Below are 18994 nucleotides of genomic sequence, written 5' to 3'. Positions count from 1 at the left end.
CGCTTCTCAAACCAGCCGACCTCTCAAAGTCCCCCTTACAAAGGGGGATTTAGGGGGATGCGATCGCTTCTCAAACCCACCGACTTCTCAAAGTCCCCCTTACAAAGGGGGATTTAGGGGGATGCGATCGCTTCTCAAACCGACCGACATCTGAAAGTCCCCCTGACAAAGGGGGATTTAGGGGGATACGATCGCCCCGATGTGCAACAATAAAATACGGTACACCGGAAACAGAGAATTAATTGTGAGTCCAACTGCCGTCACCACTGATACACCCAAAGCCACAATTGCTGGACGTCGCCCCGTATTCCCGTTTACGGCGATCGTCGGCCAGGAGGAAATGAAACTGGCCCTCCTCCTCAACGTGATCGACCCCAAGATCGGCGGCGTGATGATCATGGGCGATCGCGGCACGGGCAAATCCACCACCATCCGGGCGTTGGCGGACCTGCTGCCCGAAATCGAAATCGTCGCCGACGACCCCTTCAACAGCGACCCCAAAGACCCGGAACTGATGAGCGACGGGGTGCGGGAACGGGTGAACCTGTCGGAAGCCCTCCCCGTCATCCGCCGCAAAGTGCAAATGATCGACCTGCCCCTCGGCGCCACGGAAGATCGGGTCTGCGGTACGATCGACATCGAAAAAGCCCTGGCCGAGGGCGTGAAAGCCTTTGAACCGGGACTTCTGGCTAAAGCAAACCGCGGCATTCTCTACGTCGATGAAGTCAACCTCCTCGACGATCACCTGGTGGACGTCCTCCTCGACTCCGCGGCCAGCGGTTGGAACACGGTGGAACGGGAGGGCATTTCCATCCGCCACCCGGCCCGGTTCGTGTTGGTGGGTTCGGGGAACCCGGAGGAAGGGGAATTGCGCCCCCAACTGCTGGACCGTTTCGGGATGCACGCCGAAATCCGCACGGTGAAAGAACCCAATCTGCGGGTGCAAATTGTGGAACAGCGCACCGCTTTCGACCAAAATCCGCCCCACTTTTTAGAAGAGTATAAAATATCCCAGGAGGAACTTCAGCAAAGGATTGTTGACGCCCAAGAGCGATTGTCTTCCGTGGAAATGGATTACGATCTGCGGGTGAAAATTTCCCAAGTTTGTTCGGAATTGGACGTGGATGGACTGCGGGGAGATATCGTCACCAACCGGGCGGCAAAAGCCCTGGCTGCGTTGGAGGGACATACGGAAGTCACCGTCGATGATATCAGCCGCGTGATCACGCTGTGCCTACGCCACCGACTGCGGAAAGATCCCCTGGAATCCATCGATTCGGGGTCGAAAGTGCAGAAGGTTTTCCGCCAGGTGTTCGGGTTGCCGGAACCGGAGGACAATTAATCGTTATCACCGGCAGGATGCCCCTGCGACGCGGGTGGAATTATGATCGCTCGTATTATCGGATTTGACCCGGGATTGGCGACGCTGGGGTTCGGGGTAATCGAATGTCGGACCCCGGAAAATGGCATTGGGGAAGCGTCGGAATGTGCGATCGATTTCGGCGCCATTCAGACATCTCCCGGCCAATCCCTCGGCGATCGCCTGGAAACGATTTACGGGGATGTACACACCCTACTCGACCAGTGGAAACCGGATATTGTCGGAGTGGAAAAACTGTTTTTTTATCGCATGGGAAATACCATTTCTGTCGCCCAGGCGAGGGGGGTGTTATTGTTGGTTTTGGCGCAGCGACATCTCCCCCTATTTGAGTTTACTCCGGCACAGGTGAAACAGGCGTTGACGGGTTACGGAAATGCCCAAAAATATGAAGTTCAAGAAGCCGTCGCGAGGGAGTTAAATTTGGAGGCGATTCCGAAGCCGGACGATGCCGCCGATGCGCTGGCGATCGCCCTGACAACTTGGTTCGATCGCGATCGGGTTTCTGATTCTTAATTTGTTTGATAAAATCCATGTCTGATATCATTCTAACTTCCCAGGAAATCGCCCAGTTCCGTTCCCAGTTGGCGGAATATTCCGCCGCTTTGGAAGCGTTGGATAACATTGAGGATTGCGAGGGAGATCTCGAAGATGCCGCGATCTCGATGGCGATTCATGTGGGGCAATCTCCCACCACTTCAGAAAATTGGCTGGACGGTTTGGCGAAGCGGTATCGCGTCACCCTTTGCGACGAAACCTACCGGGAAGATTTATTGCGGGGAAATATCGCCCCGATAGTCGCCCATTTGATGGAATTAAATCAATGTCCGGAATTGTTGGTAACTCCGGTCGTCATTTACGTTTTAAAAACGGGAGTTCAGCCCTTTTGCGAACCTCTGGAATACAAAAAAATGTGATCGCCAAAATTTTACTTGTAGGGGCCCCTGGCTTGCGCCCGATCGCTTTGGGGACACAACCAGATTTGCCAGAATTGATTCATGTTGAAACCGGCGAATATTAAACGTCCTTCTCTCCTGAATTGGCATTTATTCTGGGGAACTGTTTTTATCGTTTCCCTGGTTTGGTCGCTGCAAGTGGCGGGAATTTTTAGCGGGGAATTGGTGAATCCCGGCGGCATGACGCTGGTGTGGCAATTTCTGACCGCCGCAGTTTCCCCCGATTTGAGTCCGGAATTTCTCCAACTGACTCTAAATGCGACCTTAAAAACGATGAGTTTTGCGGTCTGCGGCACGTTTTTAAGTGTGTTTTTCGGGACGTTTTTGGGTTTATTTTCCTCCGAGATTTGGTGGAAATCCGTCCATCCCCAAAGTGCGCGATCGCCCCGGATATTCTGGCGGGCAATTCTGGCTTTTCCCCGTTCCATTCACGAGGCGTTGTGGGGGGTCTTTTTTGTCAATATTTTCGGACTCGATCCGCTGGTGGCCGTGGTCGCGATCGCCCTTCCGTTCGGCGCGATCGTTGCCAAGGTTTTTTCGGATATTTTGGACGAAACACCCCGAAATGCTTTATTTGCCGTTTTAAATAGTGGCGTTTCCCCCGCCAAAGCGTTTCTTTATACGATATTCCCCCAAGCATTTCTCAACCTTTTATCCTACACATTCTATCGGCTGGAATGTTCGATCCGTTCGGCAGCCGTGTTGGGTACCATCGGCGCGGGGGGGTTGGGTTACGAGATTTTATTGAGTCTGCAAGCCCTGCGTTACGAACAGGTTTGGACGCTGTTGATCGCCCTATTGATTTTGACGGGATTGACGGACATTTGGAGCGCCCGACTGCGGCACGAATTGGGCGCACCCTCCCGCCTGGATTTGAACTTGCCTTCAGACTCCCCCCCTTCTTCCCAAGGGGGGGCTGGGGGGGGATCAGACTCCCCCCCTTCTTCCCAAGGGGGGGCTGGGGGGGGATCGCGATCGCCCTCTCCCAACTCCCAAATTTCGACACACCGCCGCATTTCATTCCCGCAGTTTTCGGCGATTTTCGCCATCATTTTGATTGTCTTTTCTTTTATCTACATCGACGCCGACTATGGAAAATTGTGGTCGCCCCGCACCTTCGACCTGTTGGGGGGAATCTTGGACGATGCCTTTCCACCCCAATTCGGCGATTTGTCTCAACTCTTCACTTTGTCAAAACAAACCGTGGCGATGTCGATTCTGGCGATGACATTGGCGGGATTTGGGGGGATTTTACTTTCATTCTTAGCCAGCAATAATTTATTACTTCCCGGCGGAATTCTCGACCCCATCGCCTCCAAATCCGACTCGAAATTGAGTTGGGGATGGATAGTTTTAATTGTGAATCGCTTCGTTTTGTTATTTTCTCGGGCGGTTCCCGAACCGATTTGGGCGCTGATTTTTCTATTTATATTATTCCCCGGAATTTTACCCGGCGCGATCGCCCTCGGATTGCACAATTTGGGCATTTTGGGGCGGCTGATGGCGGAAGTAACCGAAAATTTGGAACAGCCTCCCTTGCGAGCCCTCGCCTCCCTCGGTGCGGACGGCCCGAAAGTGTTTCTCTACGGCATTCTCCCCCGCACCCTCCCCAGTTTCTTGGCGTACATCCTCTACCGCTGGGAAGTGTGCATCCGTTCGACGGCGATCGTCGGGTTGGTCGGGGCGGGGGGACTGGGACGCTTGCTGGCGGAACAACTCAGCAGCTTCAACTACGGCGGACTTTTGGGAACTCTGACCATTTTTGTCGGGTTGACGGTGGCGGTCGATTCGATCAGCAATTTAGCCAGAAGGACGCTCCGCTGACGCTCGGGAAGGCGACAAAAATTTTCCAGTCGAAGGGGTTGACCAATTATGTAACAGTATATACGAAAGCTATTCGATACGAGAAAAAATTATTGATCTAACCCCCAATCATACCAAGCTCCGGTTAATAAAAGATTAATAAGAGCATAAATTTAGGTTAATTTTTCCAAAAAAATCGCCGTTTTTATTAGATTTCAAACTTGGGTTAGATCATCTCACAAAATAGATAAACTTTAAAATCTATCCCCTGACGGACGGCAGAAAGTCAGTCATTTTGTAGAGTTGTAGTGTCAGTTTTGACTCGACATCATCAATCAATTTTATGACTTCTTCTACTCAAGATGCACCAACTTCGGCGCCCGATCGCTCGAGTTTAGAATTATTTTTCGATCGCAGTTTTATCTGGACGACCCGAATCCTCGCCTTCGGAGTCGCCGCACTTCTCTTTTGGATGGTGATTCAAGTGGGTTTGGCGGCTGTTCCCGCCATCCAAAAATTCGGCTGGGGATTCCTGGGTTCGAGCGCTTGGAATCCGCCGGAGCGCGATTACGGCGTGCTTCCCATGATGTACGGGACGGTAATCAGCTCTTTAATTGCCCTGTTAATTGCCGTCCCCATCGCCATCGGAACCGCGATCGTTTTGAGCGAGAATTTCCTCCCCGCTTCCGTGCGGACGGTGCTGACATTTTTGGTCAAACTGTTGGCGGCAATTCCCAGCGTCGTCTACGGATTGTGGGGGATTTACGTCCTGATTCCCGTCCTCACCGATATCGGCGGATGGCTGCACAAAACCCTCGGATGGATACCCCTGTTCAGCACCCAACCCAAAGGCCCCGGAATGCTTCCGGCGGGGGTGATTCTCGCCATCATGATCTTGCCAATTATCACCGCCATTTCTCGGGACTCCCTCGCCTCCCTTCCCCCGGAATTGCGGGGGGCTTCCTACGGCGTCGGTTCCACCCGCTGGCAGACCATTTTTAGCGTTCTTTTACCCGCCGCTTTTTCCGGCATCGTCGGGGGCATTATGTTGGGGCTCGGACGTGCTTTGGGGGAAACGATGGCCGTGACGTTGGTAATCGGAAATAGCAACGATTTGAGTCTGTCCATCCTCGCCCCCGCCAACACGATCGCCTCCTTAATTGCCAGCCAATTTCGGGAAGCGAGCGAACTGCAAGAAGCGGCGCTGATGTACGCGGCACTCATCTTATTTTTGATCACTTTGGTCGTCAATGTGATGGCAGAGTGGATCGTGCAGCAGGTCAAAAAATACTGACTTTTTAACGTTCAAGCAATGGGGTTTTACGATGACATCACAGCAACTCGAAAATTTCGGCGATCGCGATATCGAAACGTCGGGTTTGGAAGCGCGAACCCTCATCGATCGCATCCTAACGACGGTGGCGTTTCTCCTCCTGGGAATCGCAATTTTGCCCCTATTTTTGGTGATCGCCTACGTCACCATCAAGGGATTGAGCCGCCTGAATTTTGACTTATTGACGGGCATTCCTCCCGCCGCGATGGAATCCGGTGGCGGCATCGGATCGGCGATCGCGGGGACGCTGTTATTGGTGGCGATCGCGGCAGTCGTCAGCATCCCATTCGGCATCGCTGCCGGAATTTACCTGTCCGAATTCAGTTCCAAAAAGATTGCCAAGTGGATTCGTTTTTTCACGAACGTTTTGAGCGGCGTTCCGTCCATTATCGTGGGAATTTTCGCCTACACTGTCATCGTTTTGACGATGGGAAAATTCTCGGCATTTGCCGGTGGAATCGCCCTGGCAATTTTGATGCTTCCCATCGTCGTGCGAACCACCGACGAAGCCCTGCAAATCGTCCCCCAGGAAGTGCGCTGGGCGTCCGTCGGGGTGGGTGCCTCCAGCTTTCACACCGTCCTACAAATCGTACTTCCCGCCGCTCTCCCCGCCGTCATTACGGGCACCACCCTCGCCCTCGCGAGGGCCGCCGGAGAGACCGCACCGCTGATTTTTACGGTGCTGTATTCCCCCTACTGGCCCGACGGCGTTTTTGATGAAACGATCCCCGCCCTTTCGGTGGTGGTTTTTAACTTTGCCACCTCCGCATTTGACAACCAGCAGGAATTGGCTTGGGCCGCATCTCTGATTCTGGTGTTGTTGGTGCTGATTGCCAGCATTCTCTCCCGGTGGATGACCAAAAAACAGCAATATTGATGGCGGCAATAGTTTAGATAATCGATAAGGTGAATACAATGGCATCTGACAATTCTTCAAATACAAGCCTCCTGAATGTCGAAAATGTGAGCGTCTATTACGGGGAAGCGTTGGCGTTGAAAGATGTCAACATGGAAATCCCAAAAAATCAGATTACGGCCCTGATCGGTCCCTCCGGTTGCGGCAAAAGTACCTTGATTCGCTGCTTCAATCGTCTCAACGATCTGATCGAAAGTTTTAGTCTGGAAGGGCGACTCTCTTACAAAGGTAAAAATTTGTACGATCCCAAAGTAGATGCGGTAAAAGTTCGCCGTCAAATTGGGATGGTCTTTCAAAAGCCGAATCCGTTTCCCAAATCCATTTACGAAAATATTGCCTACGGTGCCCGCATCAACAAGTATTCCGGTGATATGGATGAGTTGGTGGAAAATTCTCTCAAGCAGGCGGCACTGTGGGGCGAGGTCAAAGATAAACTCAGAGAAAACGGTTTATCTTTATCTGGCGGACAAAAGCAGCGCCTCTGTATCGCCCGGGCCGTGGCACTCAAGCCGGACGTGATTTTGATGGACGAACCCTGTTCTTCTCTGGACCCGGTTTCGACGGAACAGGTGGAAGATTTGATCCACGAATTGAAGGGAAAATACACGGTAATTATCGTCACCCACAATATGCAGCAGGCTGCGCGGGTCGCGGATTTGACGGCATTTTTTAACGCCCGGGAACAGGAGTCCGGAAGTCGGTTCGGTTATTTGGTGGAATACGACGACACCGACAAGATTTTTGACAATCCCGAAGAAGAGGCGACTCAAAAATATGTGAGCGGCCGTTTCGGTTGATGTCTAGCTTTAGCAGGATGTCAAATTTTGATTTGAGTTCCACACTAAAAACAAGAGCAAATAGGAGAATTGACATGAGTTCCGACAAACAGAATTTTGAACGACCCGAAAATCAAACTCAACCCGCCGTTGAACTCGAACAAAAATTCAAACATTCCGAAGAAGAGGCGGAGGTTCCCCAGGATGCCGAACAGGGTTCGGATCTGCCCAACCGGCAGATGACGATCGCCCACAATCCCGGCGGCGCGGTGGACGCGGATTTGAGCGATCGCAATTGATCTCAAATTCGGTCAAATACCCAATCGATGGACGAAGGTTTTTTTCCGGTTAAAAACACCTTTTTATTCCGAAAAATCCTCCTTCCGCTCCTTCCGCTCCCTCTGCTCCCTCCGCTCCCTCCGCCATTTTTCGGGGAGAATGAAACAGCCGGGCCCTTTGTAAGGGAGGAGATCAGGGGGGATAATGGGGGATCGAAACGTATCGAAACAGATAGACAACTGCTATAGAAAAAGGACAGGTTTGCCATAGCCGACCTGTCCAAATAATTGTTGAGTCATCTAAAGAGAAAAGCGGGGCTTTAGAACGCTTTCAAACCACCTTTAAATGGGGCAGCAAAGTCCCCCTGCGCGTTGGCTGAAGCGGGCATTTTCCCGGTAGTCAACGGGACAGTCGATCACCGCCGGAACGTCTTGCGCCAGGGCTTCTTTGAGGACGGGAACCAAATCGGTCGCCGCCTCGATCCGGTATCCTTTCAGACCCATACTTTCGGCGAACTTGACAAAATCCGGGTTGCTGAATTTAATAAATGAAGCCGAACCGAACTGATCTTCCTGCTTCCATTCGATCAGGCCGTAGCCGCCGTCGTTGAAAATGAGGGTGACGAAGGGCGTCCCGACTCGCAGGGCCGTTTCGAGCTCCTGAGAGTTCATCATGAAGCCGCCGTCGCCGGTGACGGCGACCACTTTCAGCTCCGGATGGACGAGCTTCGCCGCGATCGCGCCGGGAATGGAAATCCCCATCGCCGCGAACCCGTTGGAGATCAGGCAGGTGTTGGGGCGATCGCTGTGGTAGTGCCGCGCCATCCACATTTTGTGGGCGCCCACGTCGGAAATGACGATATCCTCCGGACCCATCACCTGCCGCAGATCGTAGATGATCTTTTGGGGTTTGATCGGGTAGCCGTCGTCCGTGGCGTAGCGCTCGTAATCTTGGCGGATATCCGACCGCATCTTGATGCCGTAGGGGTCGGGTTTCCCGGTGCGATCGGACCGGCGCAGGATCTCGTAAAGCGAATCCGAGATATCACCAACAATTTCAGCGATCGGGATGTAGCTGCTGTCAATTTCTGCCGCGTTGGCGCCGACGTGGATGACCGGGATCTTGCCGTGGGGGTTCCACTTCTTGGGCGAATACTCGATCAGATCGTAGCCGATCGCGATCACCAAATCCGCCTTATCAAAAGCGCAACTGATGAAATCCCGCTGTTGCAGCCCCGTCGTCCACAGGGACAGCGGGTGGGTGTAGGGTATCGCCCCCTTACCCATGAACGTATTAGCCACCGGAATATTGAGTTGGGTGGCAAATTCCGTCACCGCCTCGCTGGCATTCGCCCGTAGGGCCCCGTTACCCACCAAAATGATCGGGTTGACCGCCTTCGAGATGGCGATCGCGGCCTCGTTCATACTGTGGTAAGCCGAATAACTTTTTTCCCGCCGATCCCGTTCCAGGGGTTTCCCCTCCACGGGCATACTGGCGATATTTTCCGGCAGATCGATGTGCACCGCCCCCGGCTTCTCCGTCTGCGCCAATTTAAACGCCTTGCGGACGATTTCCGGCGTGATGCTCGGCCGCACGATTTGGGCGTTCCATTTCGTCACCGGTGAGAACATCGCCACCAAATCTAGATACTGGTGGGATTCGATGTGCATCCGGTCCGTCCCCACCTGGCCCGTAATCGCCACCAGAGGGGCACCGTCCAAGTTGGCGTCGGCCACCCCCGTCATCAGGTTGGTGGCACCCGGTCCCAAGGTGGACAGGCAGACCCCCGCCTTTCCGGTCAGGCGTCCGTAGACGTCCGCCATGAAGGCGGCGCCCTGTTCGTGCCGGGTGGTGATAAATTGGATGGAGGACTCCTTCAGGGCTTCGAGAATGTCCATATTCTCTTCCCCGGGCAGTCCGAAGACATATTGTACCCCTTCATTTTCGAGGCACTTGACCAAGAGTTCGGCTGTATTCATGTGGTACGTTTTCAGTTAGAAAAAGTGATTTAAAAAAGTGGAGAGTTATCCTTAGAAGTTCAGCGAACTTCGGGAGTTAAAACCGGTCGATTTCAATCGAAAAATATGGGTTCAAAGAGAGTGGCTGGCTCTCTCTTCCCCGGGTTGACGATTGAAGGTTGAACTTCTAATTTGGCGTCCCCATTATTTAATCCAGACGGTTTTAACGTTGACAAACTCGTGAATGCCTTGGATGCTCAACTCGCGCCCGTAGCCGGAGCGTTTGATGCCGCCAAAGGGAAGCCGCGGATCGGACTTCACCAAACCGTTGATAAAGACGGCCCCGGCTTCCAACTCCAAGGTTAAGCGATCCTGCTCGGCCGCGTCTGTCGTCCATGCACTTGCGCCCAAACCGAAAGATGTGCTGTTCGCCAGTTCGATCGCCTCGTCGATGCCCCGAACCCGGAACAGCAGCGCCACCGGACCGAAAAATTCCTCCTCGTAGGCCGGAGTTCCCCGGGGAATGTCGGCTAAAATCGTCGGCGGATAGAAATTTCCCGGGCGGTCGGAGAGCCGCTGACCCCCCGTGAGCGCCTTCGCACCTTTGGCTCGGCAAGCTTGCACCTGTTTGTCAATATCTTCGAGAATTCCCGGCGTCGCCAGGGGTCCGACATCCGTATCCGGCAGCATCGGATCGCCCACTTTCAGCGCCTGAAATTTCTCGACCAACTTTTGTTGAAATTCTCCGGCGATCGCCTCGTCAAGAATGAACCGTTTGGCAGCAATGCAGGACTGGCCGTTGTTCAGCATTCGGGCCGTCACCGCCGTCTCCACCGCCGCCTCGAGATCGGCACTTTCCAAAACGATGAATGGATCGCTCCCCCCCAATTCTAGCACCGTTTTTTTCAGATTTTTACCCGCTTGAGCCGCCAAACTGGCGCCGGCCGGTTCGCTCCCCGTCAGGGTCGCGGCCTTGATGCGATCGTCGGCGACAATTTGAGCCACCTGACTCGCCCCCACCAGCAGGGTTTGGAACGCGCCCTCGGGAAATCCCGCCTCCCGGAAGATTTCCGCCACCGCCAGGGCGCACTGGGGCACGTTGGAGGCGTGTTTGAGTAACCCCACGTTCCCTGCCATCAGCGCCGGCGCCGCGAAGCGGAACACCTGCCAGAAGGGGAAGTTCCAGGGCATCACCGCGAGCACCGGGCCGATGGGTTGGTAGCGCACGAAGCTGCGACTCGCGTCGCTTTCGGCTGGGAGATCCGCCAGAAATTCGGCGGCTTTTTCGGCGTAAAACCGGCACACCCAGGCGCTTTTTTTCACCTCCGCGATCGCGCCTTTGATGGGTTTTCCCATCTCCAATGTCATGATTTTCGCAAATCGTTTCGCATCCCGCTCCAAAATGTCGGCCGCCCGGTTCATCCACTCGGATTTTTTTTCCATCGGCAAATAACGGTAACTAACCGACGCTTTTGCCGCCGTTTCCAGACAAACCTCGATCTCTTCATCTGTCAGGGCATCGAAAGATTTGACCAACTCTCCTGTCGCCGGGTTGACTGTAGCGATTCCCATAACAAGTTTTTCATTAAATTTCAATGTTTACATCTCTACATCCTACCGCTTAAAAAGGACGATTTATCACGACATTCGGAATTTGAGCAGGGCTGAAACAAATCGATAACCTTGTTGAAATAACTTAAAACTTATGAGAATAATTAAACGGTTTAATCGGTTTTTTTACCCGGTTTGACTCATATTCTTAACAAAACGATAGAAGAATCGAGGGGAGCGTCAGTTCTCCCCGCCCCCCGACCCCAGACCCCCGCTCCGCCCCGAGCCAATCTACCTACGTTCGCGGACAGATCTGGGTGCGATCGCCTTGCGAGTCCGAAGATTTTTCGTTACATTAATTTACAATAAGACGACACCATCTGTTACATAGGAGTCACATCATGGAAGAACAAAACCGCAACGCCTGGAATTGGGGCTTTACCGCAGGCGCCGAAAACTGGAACGGCAGATTGGCGATGGTCGGCTTCATCAGCGCCGTCCTCATCGAACTGTTCTCCGGTCAGGGCCTCCTCCACTTTTGGGGCTTGATGTAGGAGGTGGGGGATATATATACAGATCCCTCCACCTCCGTCAGTCGAGGTGTAGCCAGCACCCGACCCGGCCCGAAAGCCGGAATTGAGATAGCAAATTGAAACGCAGCGCCATTATACCACCTTGAGGATCCATTGGGACATCCTCAAGGTTTCCCAGCCCTTCTCGCCCCGAGAAGGATGCCGGCGCGATGCGCCCCTTTTTTGAAAACGGACTCCGAATCCCCTTCGTGTCAGCGGATGTATTCCTTGAGAATGCTGTTCCGGTTGGGGTGGCGCAGCTTCCGCAGCGCCTTGGCTTCGATCTGGCGGATTCGCTCCCGCGTCACATTGAAAATCTGGCCGATTTCCTCGAGGGTTTTCATCCGCCCGTCGTCGAGTCCGTAGCGCAGCCGCAGCACGTCCCGCTCCCGGGGGCTGAGGGTGTCGAGGACGCTTTCGAGATCTTCGCGCAGCAAGCTTTTGGAGACCTGATCTTCGGGGGTTTCCCCGTCCGACTCGATGAAGTCTCCCAGGCGGGAATCCTCTTCCTTACCGATGGGGGTTTCCAGGGAAATGGGCAGTTGGGCGGATTTGGCGATGAACCGCAGCTTTTCGATGGTCATCTCCATGCGGGTGGCGATTTCTTCCTCCGTGGGTTTGCGGCCCATCTCCTGGGACAACAGTTTAGTGGTCTTTTTGATCCGGGAGATGGTTTCGTAGAGGTGAACCGGAAGCCGGATCGTGCGGGACTGATCGGCGATCGCCCGGGTGATCGCCTGGCGAATCCACCAAGTCGCGTAGGTGCTGAACTTGTAACCCTTCTCGTGATCGAACTTTTCGGCCGCCCGGATCAGGCCCAAGCTGCCTTCTTGAATCAGATCTTGGAACGACAACCCCCGGTTCATGTACTTTTTGGCAATGGACACCACCAGCCGCAGGTTGGACTGCACCATTTTGTCCTTGGCCCGCCTGCCGAAAAACAGGCGGCGGCGGAATTCGGGCAGGTTCATGTCCACCGCGCTCGCCCACTCCTGTTCGTTCGGTTCCCGATGGTAGTGTTCGATCAATTTTTCCCGAATTCGCTCCAATTCGAGCAAGTCGGCAATTTTGCGGGCGAGTTCGATTTCCTCGTCGGCCCGCAGCAGCCGGATGCGGCCGATTTCCTGCAGGTACAGCCGGATCGAATCTTCGGTGTAGTGCTTCTTTTTAGCTTGGGCGCGACGTCGGGATTTGGTGATTTTTCCCGCCTTAGCCGCCTCGTCGTCGGGTTGGGACTCCTCAAATTCCTCTTCGAGAGCGTCTCCGGCTTCGAGCAAGTTATCAACCAAATCTCGGTCGGATTGGGGGTTAGACAATTCAAGCGTTTCCATTTCAGGCTCAATGGTGGTTGCGAGTCCGTTTTTGATTTGGATCATGCCGCGTTCCTCATGCTCCTCAATTCAAGAATCAATCACGAGAGACAGAACAGATCTGTCTGTAGATAGTTTAGCCAATTCCTCACTGGGTCTTGCCGTCGGGTCGGGTGCGACGATCGCAGACACTTTGCGTTTCATCCCGATCCGCCCGTCAGGCGGGGTAAAAATACCGCTTTTTCTGGGGACGGCAGCGGACACTCCTCAAAATCCTCAACGATTTTAGCCTCTTTTACAAAAATTGGGCGGGGATTCCCAAACCCGGACGTTCTCCGAGCTGCCCCGAAGGCTGGATGGGGATTTGAGTCATTTTTAGTCGGAGTGCGGCCGTCGCCATCGACCCGCTTGTGTGCGATCGGTCTCCCCCATTAGGGATTCGGATTGGCAGGGGTTTTACAATTCATTGAAAGCTCTATGAATCGGTTTTCCAATTGGGGATTACTCGATCCATGTTAGCTTGTCCGAGAGTTTGTTGGGTTTGGATTCCTTCATACACCGTTTTTAGACATCGATCCGAAGTGACCCGTACCCCCATGAGGCCGGACGGCTTCGGTGTTCTCTTCCTGCTTCGTTTCGGAAGTGTCGGCACTTTCCAATCCGCAGGTTGACGCGATGGAACTCATCGCCATCGGAAAAATTTGTCGCCGCATCGGAGTCGCACTCGCGGGTGAAACCGATCGCGATCGCGCGGCATTTGGGATCAGGGCATGATTCGATATCAAGTCGCAATTGACAGGGGTGGGGTGGGAGGCGATCGCATCCCGGAAATGTCACGACCGGACCGTCTGCCGTTGCCCGGATCTCAGTCTAACAAACCCATGTCAAATTGGATGAGCCGGGGGCGAGATGAATTGATCCGATCGGTTCATCTGATCAAGTTGGTCAGATGGGTCGGACAGTTTTGAGCGACAAACCGGGCGATCGCACCGGTTCTGGTCTCCTCCCGGGGGAACCTCGGAACTCGAAAGACTCGAAACTCCCGACTCTCAAATGGGCTCTGGGAATGCCGGCTGAAATTTTCGAGACGTGAGGAGTGCCGTTCGGAGTCCGCCCGACGAACCCGAAAAACTGAAACCGGCTTGAGGAGGAGAACTTCCCTCGCGACTCGCGGGAAATTGTCCCCGATGGGTGCGAGAATTTCGGTTCTCCGGCCTGTCATCCTTTTCTGTTAAGGTAGCTCAGATCTCAAAATTTGGAAGCCCGTCAAACATTAAATCAAGTTAAGTTTTTGACGTCACACCGTCCGACAATAGATGGTCGGGAGATTGATTGATTGATCATTTTTGCCGTCCGCCCCGACTGCGAAGTTGGGGGTTCACCCAGTCGTCTATCCCCTCTCCGAGCAGCGACAGCCCGATCACCATCGAGGTGAGGGCCAGCCCGGGAAACAGCGGACTCCACCAAATCCCCGTCGGCAGGGCCTCCAGGGCCAGCCGCAGGTCGTGGCCCCATTCGGGGGTTTCCGGGGGGAGCCCCAAGCCCAAAAATCCCAACCCCCCCAAAATCAGCACGGCGTCGGCCGCATTCAGCGTCAGTAGCACCGGGACGCTGCGGATCACGTTCAAGAACAGGTAGCGGGAGAGAACCGTCCAGGTGTCGGCCCCCATCGCCTGAGCCGCCTCCACGAACAATTCCGTTTTGACGCTAACGGTGTGGTTGCGGACCACCCGATAATATTGGGGGATGTAGGCGATACTCAGGGCGATCGCGGCGTTGAACACCCCCCGCCCCACCACGAAGGCCAACGTGATCGACAGCAGCAGCCCGGGGAGGGTGTAGATCGTATCCATCAAAAACAGTAGCACCCGGTCCGCCTTCCCCCCCAGATACCCGCTCACCAGACCCAGGGGGACGCCGGTCGCCAGACTCAACACCGTCGCCAGCAGCACCACTTTCCAGGCGACCTGGGTGCCGAATAGAGTGCGGGAAAAGATGTCGTAGCCCTGGCGATCGGTCCCGAACCAGTGTTGCGGAGCCGGTGGCGAGTGGACGGGGTTGGCGAGAAATTCCGTCGGACTCTGGATCCAGCCCCAGGCCAGAAACAGGGGAGAAAAAAGGGCGATCGCGACAAAAATCACGGTGATCAGCGCTCCGACCGCCATCATCCACGCCGAGACGCCCATCCGACCGGATCGCGTCCAAAATCGAGAAAATCGGGATTTAGTCGAAGTCATGGTTTGGGAAAAATCGGGAATCGGGAGCCAGGTTCGAGCTTTGCGACTCTTTCACAGGTTACTCTGGATCGCGTCCCGATACTGACTTTTTTGCTTCACCCCCTTCAATTCTCGGACCAGATCCTTATTTTTAAATAACTGGACCGTCGGAGTCCCCACCACCCCCGCATTCTGGGCGATGTCGGGATCTTGTTCGATGTCGATCTCGACGGAGTGGATTTTGCCCTCGAATTCGTCGATCACCTTGTCCAAAATCGGTTTCAGGACTTGACAGGGGCCGCAGGTGGGCGAAACGTACTTCACCAAAATCAGGCGATCGCTCTCGTGGTAGAGTTTCCGCAGCGCATAAGAACCCCGGTGTCTCGTCAGGTCGCGATCGTAAGTTTCCTCCGTATCGGCCGCCTCCGCCTGTTGGGGCGCTTCTGTTGCCGTTTTCGGCGGTTCCGCCTGCTTGAATTCCCGAGCCAGCCCGGAGGCCGACAGCCACCGCTCCGCCAGCATCGCCCCCATGCAGCCGCTCCCCGCCGCCGTCACCGCCTGACGAAACTCCCGGTCCTGGACGTCTCCCACGGCGTAGACCCCCTCCACGCTGGTTTCCACGCCACCGTGGCGGGTGACAATGTAACCCACCTCGTCGAGCTCCAAGTGCCCCTCAAAAATCCCGGTGTTGGGGGTGTGGCCGATCGCGTAAAATAACCCCCCCACGGACAACTCCTCCTCCTCCCCGGTGCGGTTATTTTTGATGCGGACTCCCTCCATTTTCATTGTGCTGTTTCCGAAGACATCGATCGCCTCGGTATTCCAGTGGACGGTAATTTTCGGGTTCTCGAACACCCGCTGCTGCATGGCCTTGCTGGCCCGGAGTTCGTCCCGGCGCACCAACAAATGCACGCGGCTGCCGTATTTGGTCAGATAAACCGCCTCTTCGGCCGCGGAGTCTCCCCCTCCCACCACCGCCAGTTCCACCCCCTTGAACAACGGACTGGCGCCGTCGCAGATGGCGCAGGCGGAGATCCCCCGGCTCCAAAATTGCTCTTCGCAGGGCAGGTTCAACCGTTTAGCCGTGGCCCCGGTGGCGATGATGATGCTGTGGGTTTGCAATTCCCGCTCCTCGGAGCGGACGGTGAAGGGCCGGCGGGAGAGATCGACGGCGACGACATCCTCGGCGATCAATTCGGCCCCCCACCGAGCCGCCTGGGCCTTCATCCGCTCCATCAATTGGGGGCCGGTGATGCCGTCGGGAAAGCCGGGAAAATTCTCGACTTCGGTGGTGGTCATCAACTGTCCGCCCGGAACCCCCCCCATCTGATATCCTTCAAAAACGACGGGTTTCAAATTGGCTCGCCCCGCGTAGATGGCGGCGGTGTACCCGGCTGGACCGGAACCGATTATGATTAGATTTTCAACGTTGGCATCCGTCATCGAATCTCAAATTTAAAATGATTTGACTGAAAAAATTATACCGCCAGAAACCCGGTCGCTTCAAATTGATGGGCATCCGAGAAATCGGGTTTCTGACCCTTCGGGGATGCCGGATAAACCGGGTTTTTGCCAACATTTTTAATTCCCCAAAGCTGTTTTTATGGCAAGGTGATTCCGGTCCGCCATTCCGATCCGGGGGGCGATCACTCAGACCTCAGAATTCCCGTAGCGGGGATATCTCCGCAGGTCTTCGGGCGTCGCCGGCTCCAAAATCACCGCCTGTCCGCCAGACGGCGCCAGATTCGCTTTCAGGAGATCTTCCCCCGCCATCAAATAGCGGTTAATTTGATAGGCTTGGGGGTTGTTTTGATAGTCCGATTCTTCGCCGTCTTCAAAGACGTGGGCGACGTAGGTGCGCCCCGCCTCCAGGAAATCCAGGGGGATCTCCAGCGTGCGGGCTTCGGCGTCGGTGGCGCTGCCCAAATACCAGCTTTCCCCCCGGCGGCGGGCGATCGTGATGTAGTCCGCGATCGCGCCGTTGATCACCCGCGTCTCGTCCCAATCTGTCGGCACCCGCTCCACAAACTCGAAGGCCGGGTGTCCCTCGTAATTCTCCGGCAAATCCGCGGCCATCTGCACCGGGCTGTAGAGGATCACCAGATTGGCGAGTTGCTTGGCCAGGGTCGTCTGCACCCGGCTCTCCGGCCGGTACTCCGGATCAACGAGGTCGAAAATTCCCGGCGTGTAGTCCAGGGGTCCGGCCAGCATCCGCGTGAAGGGCAAAATTAGCGTATGTTCCGGCGGGTTGTCCGGGAATTCTTTGGAGGCGTTCCACTCCATGCCCCGCACCCCCTCCCGGGTCATCATATTCGGCCAGGTGCGCTCGATGCCCGTCCCTTTGATGGGTTCGTGGGCGTTGACGGCGATTCGGTGCCGCGCCGCCAACTTCACCACCTCCCGGTAGTGGTTGACCATAAACTGGCCGTGGTGGTGCTGCCCCTCCGGGCGGATGGCGCCGGCGTAGCCGGTTTTCACCGCCGGAACGCCGAGGTCGCCGTACAGTTGGAAGGCTTCCTGCATTTGCCGTTCGTAGCTGACGACATCGCCGCCCGTCTCGTGGTGGCCCATCAGCGCCACCCCTCTGGAGCGCCCGTATTCCACCACCGCCTCCAGGTCGAAGTCGGGGTAGGGTTCGGTAAAGTCGAAGGCGTCCTTTTCCCCCCAGCTTTCCCACCCGGTATTCCAACCTTCCACCAGGACGGCATCGATGCCGTGTTCGGCGGCGAAGTCCATGTATCGTTGGGCGCGATCGGTCGTGGCGCCGTGGTTTTCACCGGCGGCCCAGGAAAATTTGCCCAGGTGCATCCCCCACCAGATGCCGATATATTTAATCGGCTCGATCCAGGAGGTGTCCTCGATGCGGGAGGGTTCGTTGAGGTTGAGCATCAGGTGGGATTCGATCAGGTCGCCGGGGGTGTCGGCGATTTGCACCATCCGCCAGGGGGAAACGTGGGGGGTGGAGGCCTTCACCTTCACGCCGTCCGGCCAGGGGACGAGGTGGCTTTTGAAGGTCCCGGGCCGATCGCTCTGGGCTTTGAGGGTCATGCCGGCGTAGTCGGTGAGGGCGGCTTCGTGGACGCTGAGATAGCGGGATTGATCGGGACTCTCCATCGTGATGGGGGTGTTGACGGCGTGGGGTTCGGTGTATTCGGCGAATTTCAGATCTTCCCAGGCTGTCGCCTTTCGGTCGAAGTCCCGGCCGGCTATTTCGCTGATGGGGGTGTTGCGGTAGGTGCGCTCGTAGCTGTCGAAGTTGGCGGGAATCCACCAGGAATTGTAATCCTCGGCGAAGCGGAAATAGGTTTCTTCCGAGGTGAGGTCGAAGTCTCCCAGGTTCGGCTGTTCCGGCAGGCGGTAGCGGAAGGCGATGCCGTCGTCGTAGGCGCGGAACAGCAAATCCAAGCGGCGGTTGGGGGGGGCGGTTTCTTCGAGGGAGACGACCAATTCTTGATAATTGTTGCGGATGGTGGAGTCGGTGCCCCAGACGGGGTTCCAAGTGCGATCGACGGCGTTCAGTTCGGTGTCGGTCACTCTCAAATCGTCCGTCAGGGGTTCGGCATTTTGAAATTTCAACCCCAGGGGGGAGGGTTCGATGACGGTTTCTCCGGCGGCGATGACGCTGTAGTGAGGTCGTCCCTCCCGCAGTTCGACATCGATCCGGATATCCCCGTCCGGGGAGGTGACTTGCAAGTTGCGGGAACTGCAAGCGATGACCAGCAAAGCGGTCAGGACGGTACTCAGACAAAATTGAAATCGCTTTCGACGGCGGGACATAGATTGAAAACAGGCGGATTGCGGTCGATCTCACCGTAGACCGATCGCGATCGCCGGGTCGTCCGACGAAAGGCGCAGATCGGGATTCGATCTCACGTAAAATCTCCGATACGTTTGGAAGCTCTGTCTCTTTAGAGCAGGGAGGAAAAACGAACGGCGACTTGAGTCG

16 protein-coding genes are annotated in these 18994 nt (G+C 55.4%); 9 read left to right on the top strand and 7 right to left on the bottom strand.

Annotation, left to right across the window (positions count from 1 at the left end; genetic code table 11):
- Positions 1-244: 244 nt before the first annotated feature.
- The 8 genes from bchI (at position 245) to AC0QHF_RS14825 (ending at position 7461) form a co-directional block, all read left to right on the top strand.
- Positions 245-1342 (top strand): magnesium chelatase ATPase subunit I, encoded by a 1098-nt coding sequence (bchI, locus tag AC0QHF_RS14860; protein WP_324705006.1) that lies wholly within the window; start codon positions 245-247, stop codon positions 1340-1342.
- A gap of 42 nt (positions 1343-1384) precedes the next feature.
- Positions 1385-1894, top strand: coding sequence for a crossover junction endodeoxyribonuclease RuvC (gene ruvC, locus AC0QHF_RS14855; protein ID WP_324705005.1), 510 nt, complete (start codon positions 1385-1387; stop codon positions 1892-1894).
- Between the two features lie 17 nt (positions 1895-1911).
- Entirely contained in the window at positions 1912-2295 is a 384-nt protein-coding gene (locus tag AC0QHF_RS14850; RefSeq protein ID WP_324705004.1) for a hypothetical protein, read from the top strand.
- Positions 2296-2376: 81 nt separating this feature from the next.
- A complete protein-coding gene (locus AC0QHF_RS14845) occupies positions 2377-4158 on the top strand; it encodes a PhnE/PtxC family ABC transporter permease (RefSeq protein WP_324705003.1) in 1782 nt (593 codons plus the stop codon).
- Positions 4159-4480: 322 nt separating this feature from the next.
- On the top strand, positions 4481-5431 hold the full coding sequence (gene pstC, locus AC0QHF_RS14840; protein ID WP_324705002.1) for a phosphate ABC transporter permease subunit PstC: 951 nt from the start codon (positions 4481-4483) through the stop codon (positions 5429-5431).
- A gap of 31 nt (positions 5432-5462) precedes the next feature.
- Positions 5463-6347 (top strand): phosphate ABC transporter permease PstA, encoded by an 885-nt coding sequence (gene pstA / locus AC0QHF_RS14835; RefSeq protein ID WP_324705001.1) that lies wholly within the window; start codon positions 5463-5465, stop codon positions 6345-6347.
- Positions 6348-6385: 38 nt separating this feature from the next.
- Positions 6386-7183, top strand: coding sequence for a phosphate ABC transporter ATP-binding protein PstB (gene pstB / locus AC0QHF_RS14830; RefSeq protein ID WP_324705000.1), 798 nt, complete (start codon positions 6386-6388; stop codon positions 7181-7183).
- 74 nt (positions 7184-7257) lie between these two features.
- Positions 7258-7461 (top strand): hypothetical protein, encoded by a 204-nt coding sequence (locus AC0QHF_RS14825; RefSeq protein WP_324704999.1) that lies wholly within the window; start codon positions 7258-7260, stop codon positions 7459-7461.
- 321 nt (positions 7462-7782) lie between these two features.
- Here the strand turns inward: AC0QHF_RS14825 and AC0QHF_RS14820 are convergent, their stop codons facing one another.
- Together AC0QHF_RS14820 and AC0QHF_RS14815 are read right to left on the bottom strand one after the other, a co-directional pair.
- Positions 7783-9420, bottom strand: coding sequence for an acetolactate synthase large subunit (locus AC0QHF_RS14820; RefSeq protein ID WP_324704998.1), 1638 nt, complete (start codon positions 9418-9420; stop codon positions 7783-7785).
- Between the two features lie 183 nt (positions 9421-9603).
- Positions 9604-10971 (bottom strand): NAD-dependent succinate-semialdehyde dehydrogenase, encoded by a 1368-nt coding sequence (locus AC0QHF_RS14815; protein ID WP_324704997.1) that lies wholly within the window; start codon positions 10969-10971, stop codon positions 9604-9606.
- A 380-nt stretch (positions 10972-11351) separates the two neighbouring features.
- Between AC0QHF_RS14815 and AC0QHF_RS14810 the strand changes: the two genes are divergently transcribed.
- Positions 11352-11504: a chlorophyll A-B binding protein gene (locus AC0QHF_RS14810; protein ID WP_324704996.1), complete on the top strand. Its 153-nt coding sequence runs from the start codon at positions 11352-11354 to the stop codon at positions 11502-11504.
- A 230-nt stretch (positions 11505-11734) separates the two neighbouring features.
- Here AC0QHF_RS14810 and rpoD read toward each other — a convergent pair whose 3' ends face one another.
- The 5 genes from rpoD to AC0QHF_RS14785 form a co-directional block, all read right to left on the bottom strand.
- Positions 11735-12898, bottom strand: coding sequence for an RNA polymerase sigma factor RpoD (gene rpoD / locus AC0QHF_RS14805; RefSeq protein ID WP_324704995.1), 1164 nt, complete (start codon positions 12896-12898; stop codon positions 11735-11737).
- A 485-nt stretch (positions 12899-13383) separates the two neighbouring features.
- Positions 13384-13617, bottom strand: coding sequence for a hypothetical protein (locus tag AC0QHF_RS14800; RefSeq protein WP_324704994.1), 234 nt, complete (start codon positions 13615-13617; stop codon positions 13384-13386).
- Between the two features lie 555 nt (positions 13618-14172).
- A complete protein-coding gene (locus AC0QHF_RS14795; RefSeq protein ID WP_324704993.1) occupies positions 14173-15069 on the bottom strand; it encodes an ABC transporter permease in 897 nt (298 codons plus the stop codon).
- A 51-nt stretch (positions 15070-15120) separates the two neighbouring features.
- Entirely contained in the window at positions 15121-16491 is a 1371-nt protein-coding gene (gene trxB / locus AC0QHF_RS14790) for a thioredoxin-disulfide reductase (RefSeq protein ID WP_324704992.1), read from the bottom strand.
- Positions 16492-16698: 207 nt separating this feature from the next.
- Positions 16699-18825 (bottom strand): glycoside hydrolase family 97 protein, encoded by a 2127-nt coding sequence (locus AC0QHF_RS14785; RefSeq protein WP_324704991.1) that lies wholly within the window; start codon positions 18823-18825, stop codon positions 16699-16701.
- Positions 18826-18994: the final 169 nt, after the last annotated feature.

The sequence above is a fragment of the Lyngbya sp. CCY1209 genome, assembly GCF_055795065.1.
This window is presented reverse-complemented; position numbering and strand designations above follow the sequence as displayed.

Bases quoted from the DNA above. Each gene is read 5' to 3' on its own strand.
- AC0QHF_RS14850 (WP_324705004.1), top strand. From the start codon at position 1,912: ATGTCTGATATCATTCTAACTTCCCAGGAAATCGCCCAGTTCCGTTCC.
- pstB (WP_324705000.1), top strand. From the start codon at position 6,386: ATGGCATCTGACAATTCTTCAAATACAAGCCTCCTGAATGTCGAAAAT.
- pstC (WP_324705002.1), top strand. From the start codon at position 4,481: ATGACTTCTTCTACTCAAGATGCACCAACTTCGGCGCCCGATCGCTCG.
- AC0QHF_RS14795 (WP_324704993.1), bottom strand. From the start codon at position 15,069: ATGACTTCGACTAAATCCCGATTTTCTCGATTTTGGACGCGATCCGGT.
- AC0QHF_RS14820 (WP_324704998.1), bottom strand. From the start codon at position 9,420: ATGAATACAGCCGAACTCTTGGTCAAGTGCCTCGAAAATGAAGGGGTA.
- pstA (WP_324705001.1), top strand. From the start codon at position 5,463: ATGACATCACAGCAACTCGAAAATTTCGGCGATCGCGATATCGAAACG.
- rpoD (WP_324704995.1), bottom strand. From the start codon at position 12,898: ATGATCCAAATCAAAAACGGACTCGCAACCACCATTGAGCCTGAAATG.
- ruvC (WP_324705005.1), top strand. From the start codon at position 1,385: ATGATCGCTCGTATTATCGGATTTGACCCGGGATTGGCGACGCTGGGG.
- AC0QHF_RS14785 (WP_324704991.1), bottom strand. From the start codon at position 18,825: ATGTCCCGCCGTCGAAAGCGATTTCAATTTTGTCTGAGTACCGTCCTG.
- AC0QHF_RS14845 (WP_324705003.1), top strand. From the start codon at position 2,377: ATGTTGAAACCGGCGAATATTAAACGTCCTTCTCTCCTGAATTGGCAT.
- AC0QHF_RS14810 (WP_324704996.1), top strand. From the start codon at position 11,352: ATGGAAGAACAAAACCGCAACGCCTGGAATTGGGGCTTTACCGCAGGC.
- trxB (WP_324704992.1), bottom strand. From the start codon at position 16,491: ATGACGGATGCCAACGTTGAAAATCTAATCATAATCGGTTCCGGTCCA.
- AC0QHF_RS14815 (WP_324704997.1), bottom strand. From the start codon at position 10,971: ATGGGAATCGCTACAGTCAACCCGGCGACAGGAGAGTTGGTCAAATCT.
- AC0QHF_RS14825 (WP_324704999.1), top strand. From the start codon at position 7,258: ATGAGTTCCGACAAACAGAATTTTGAACGACCCGAAAATCAAACTCAA.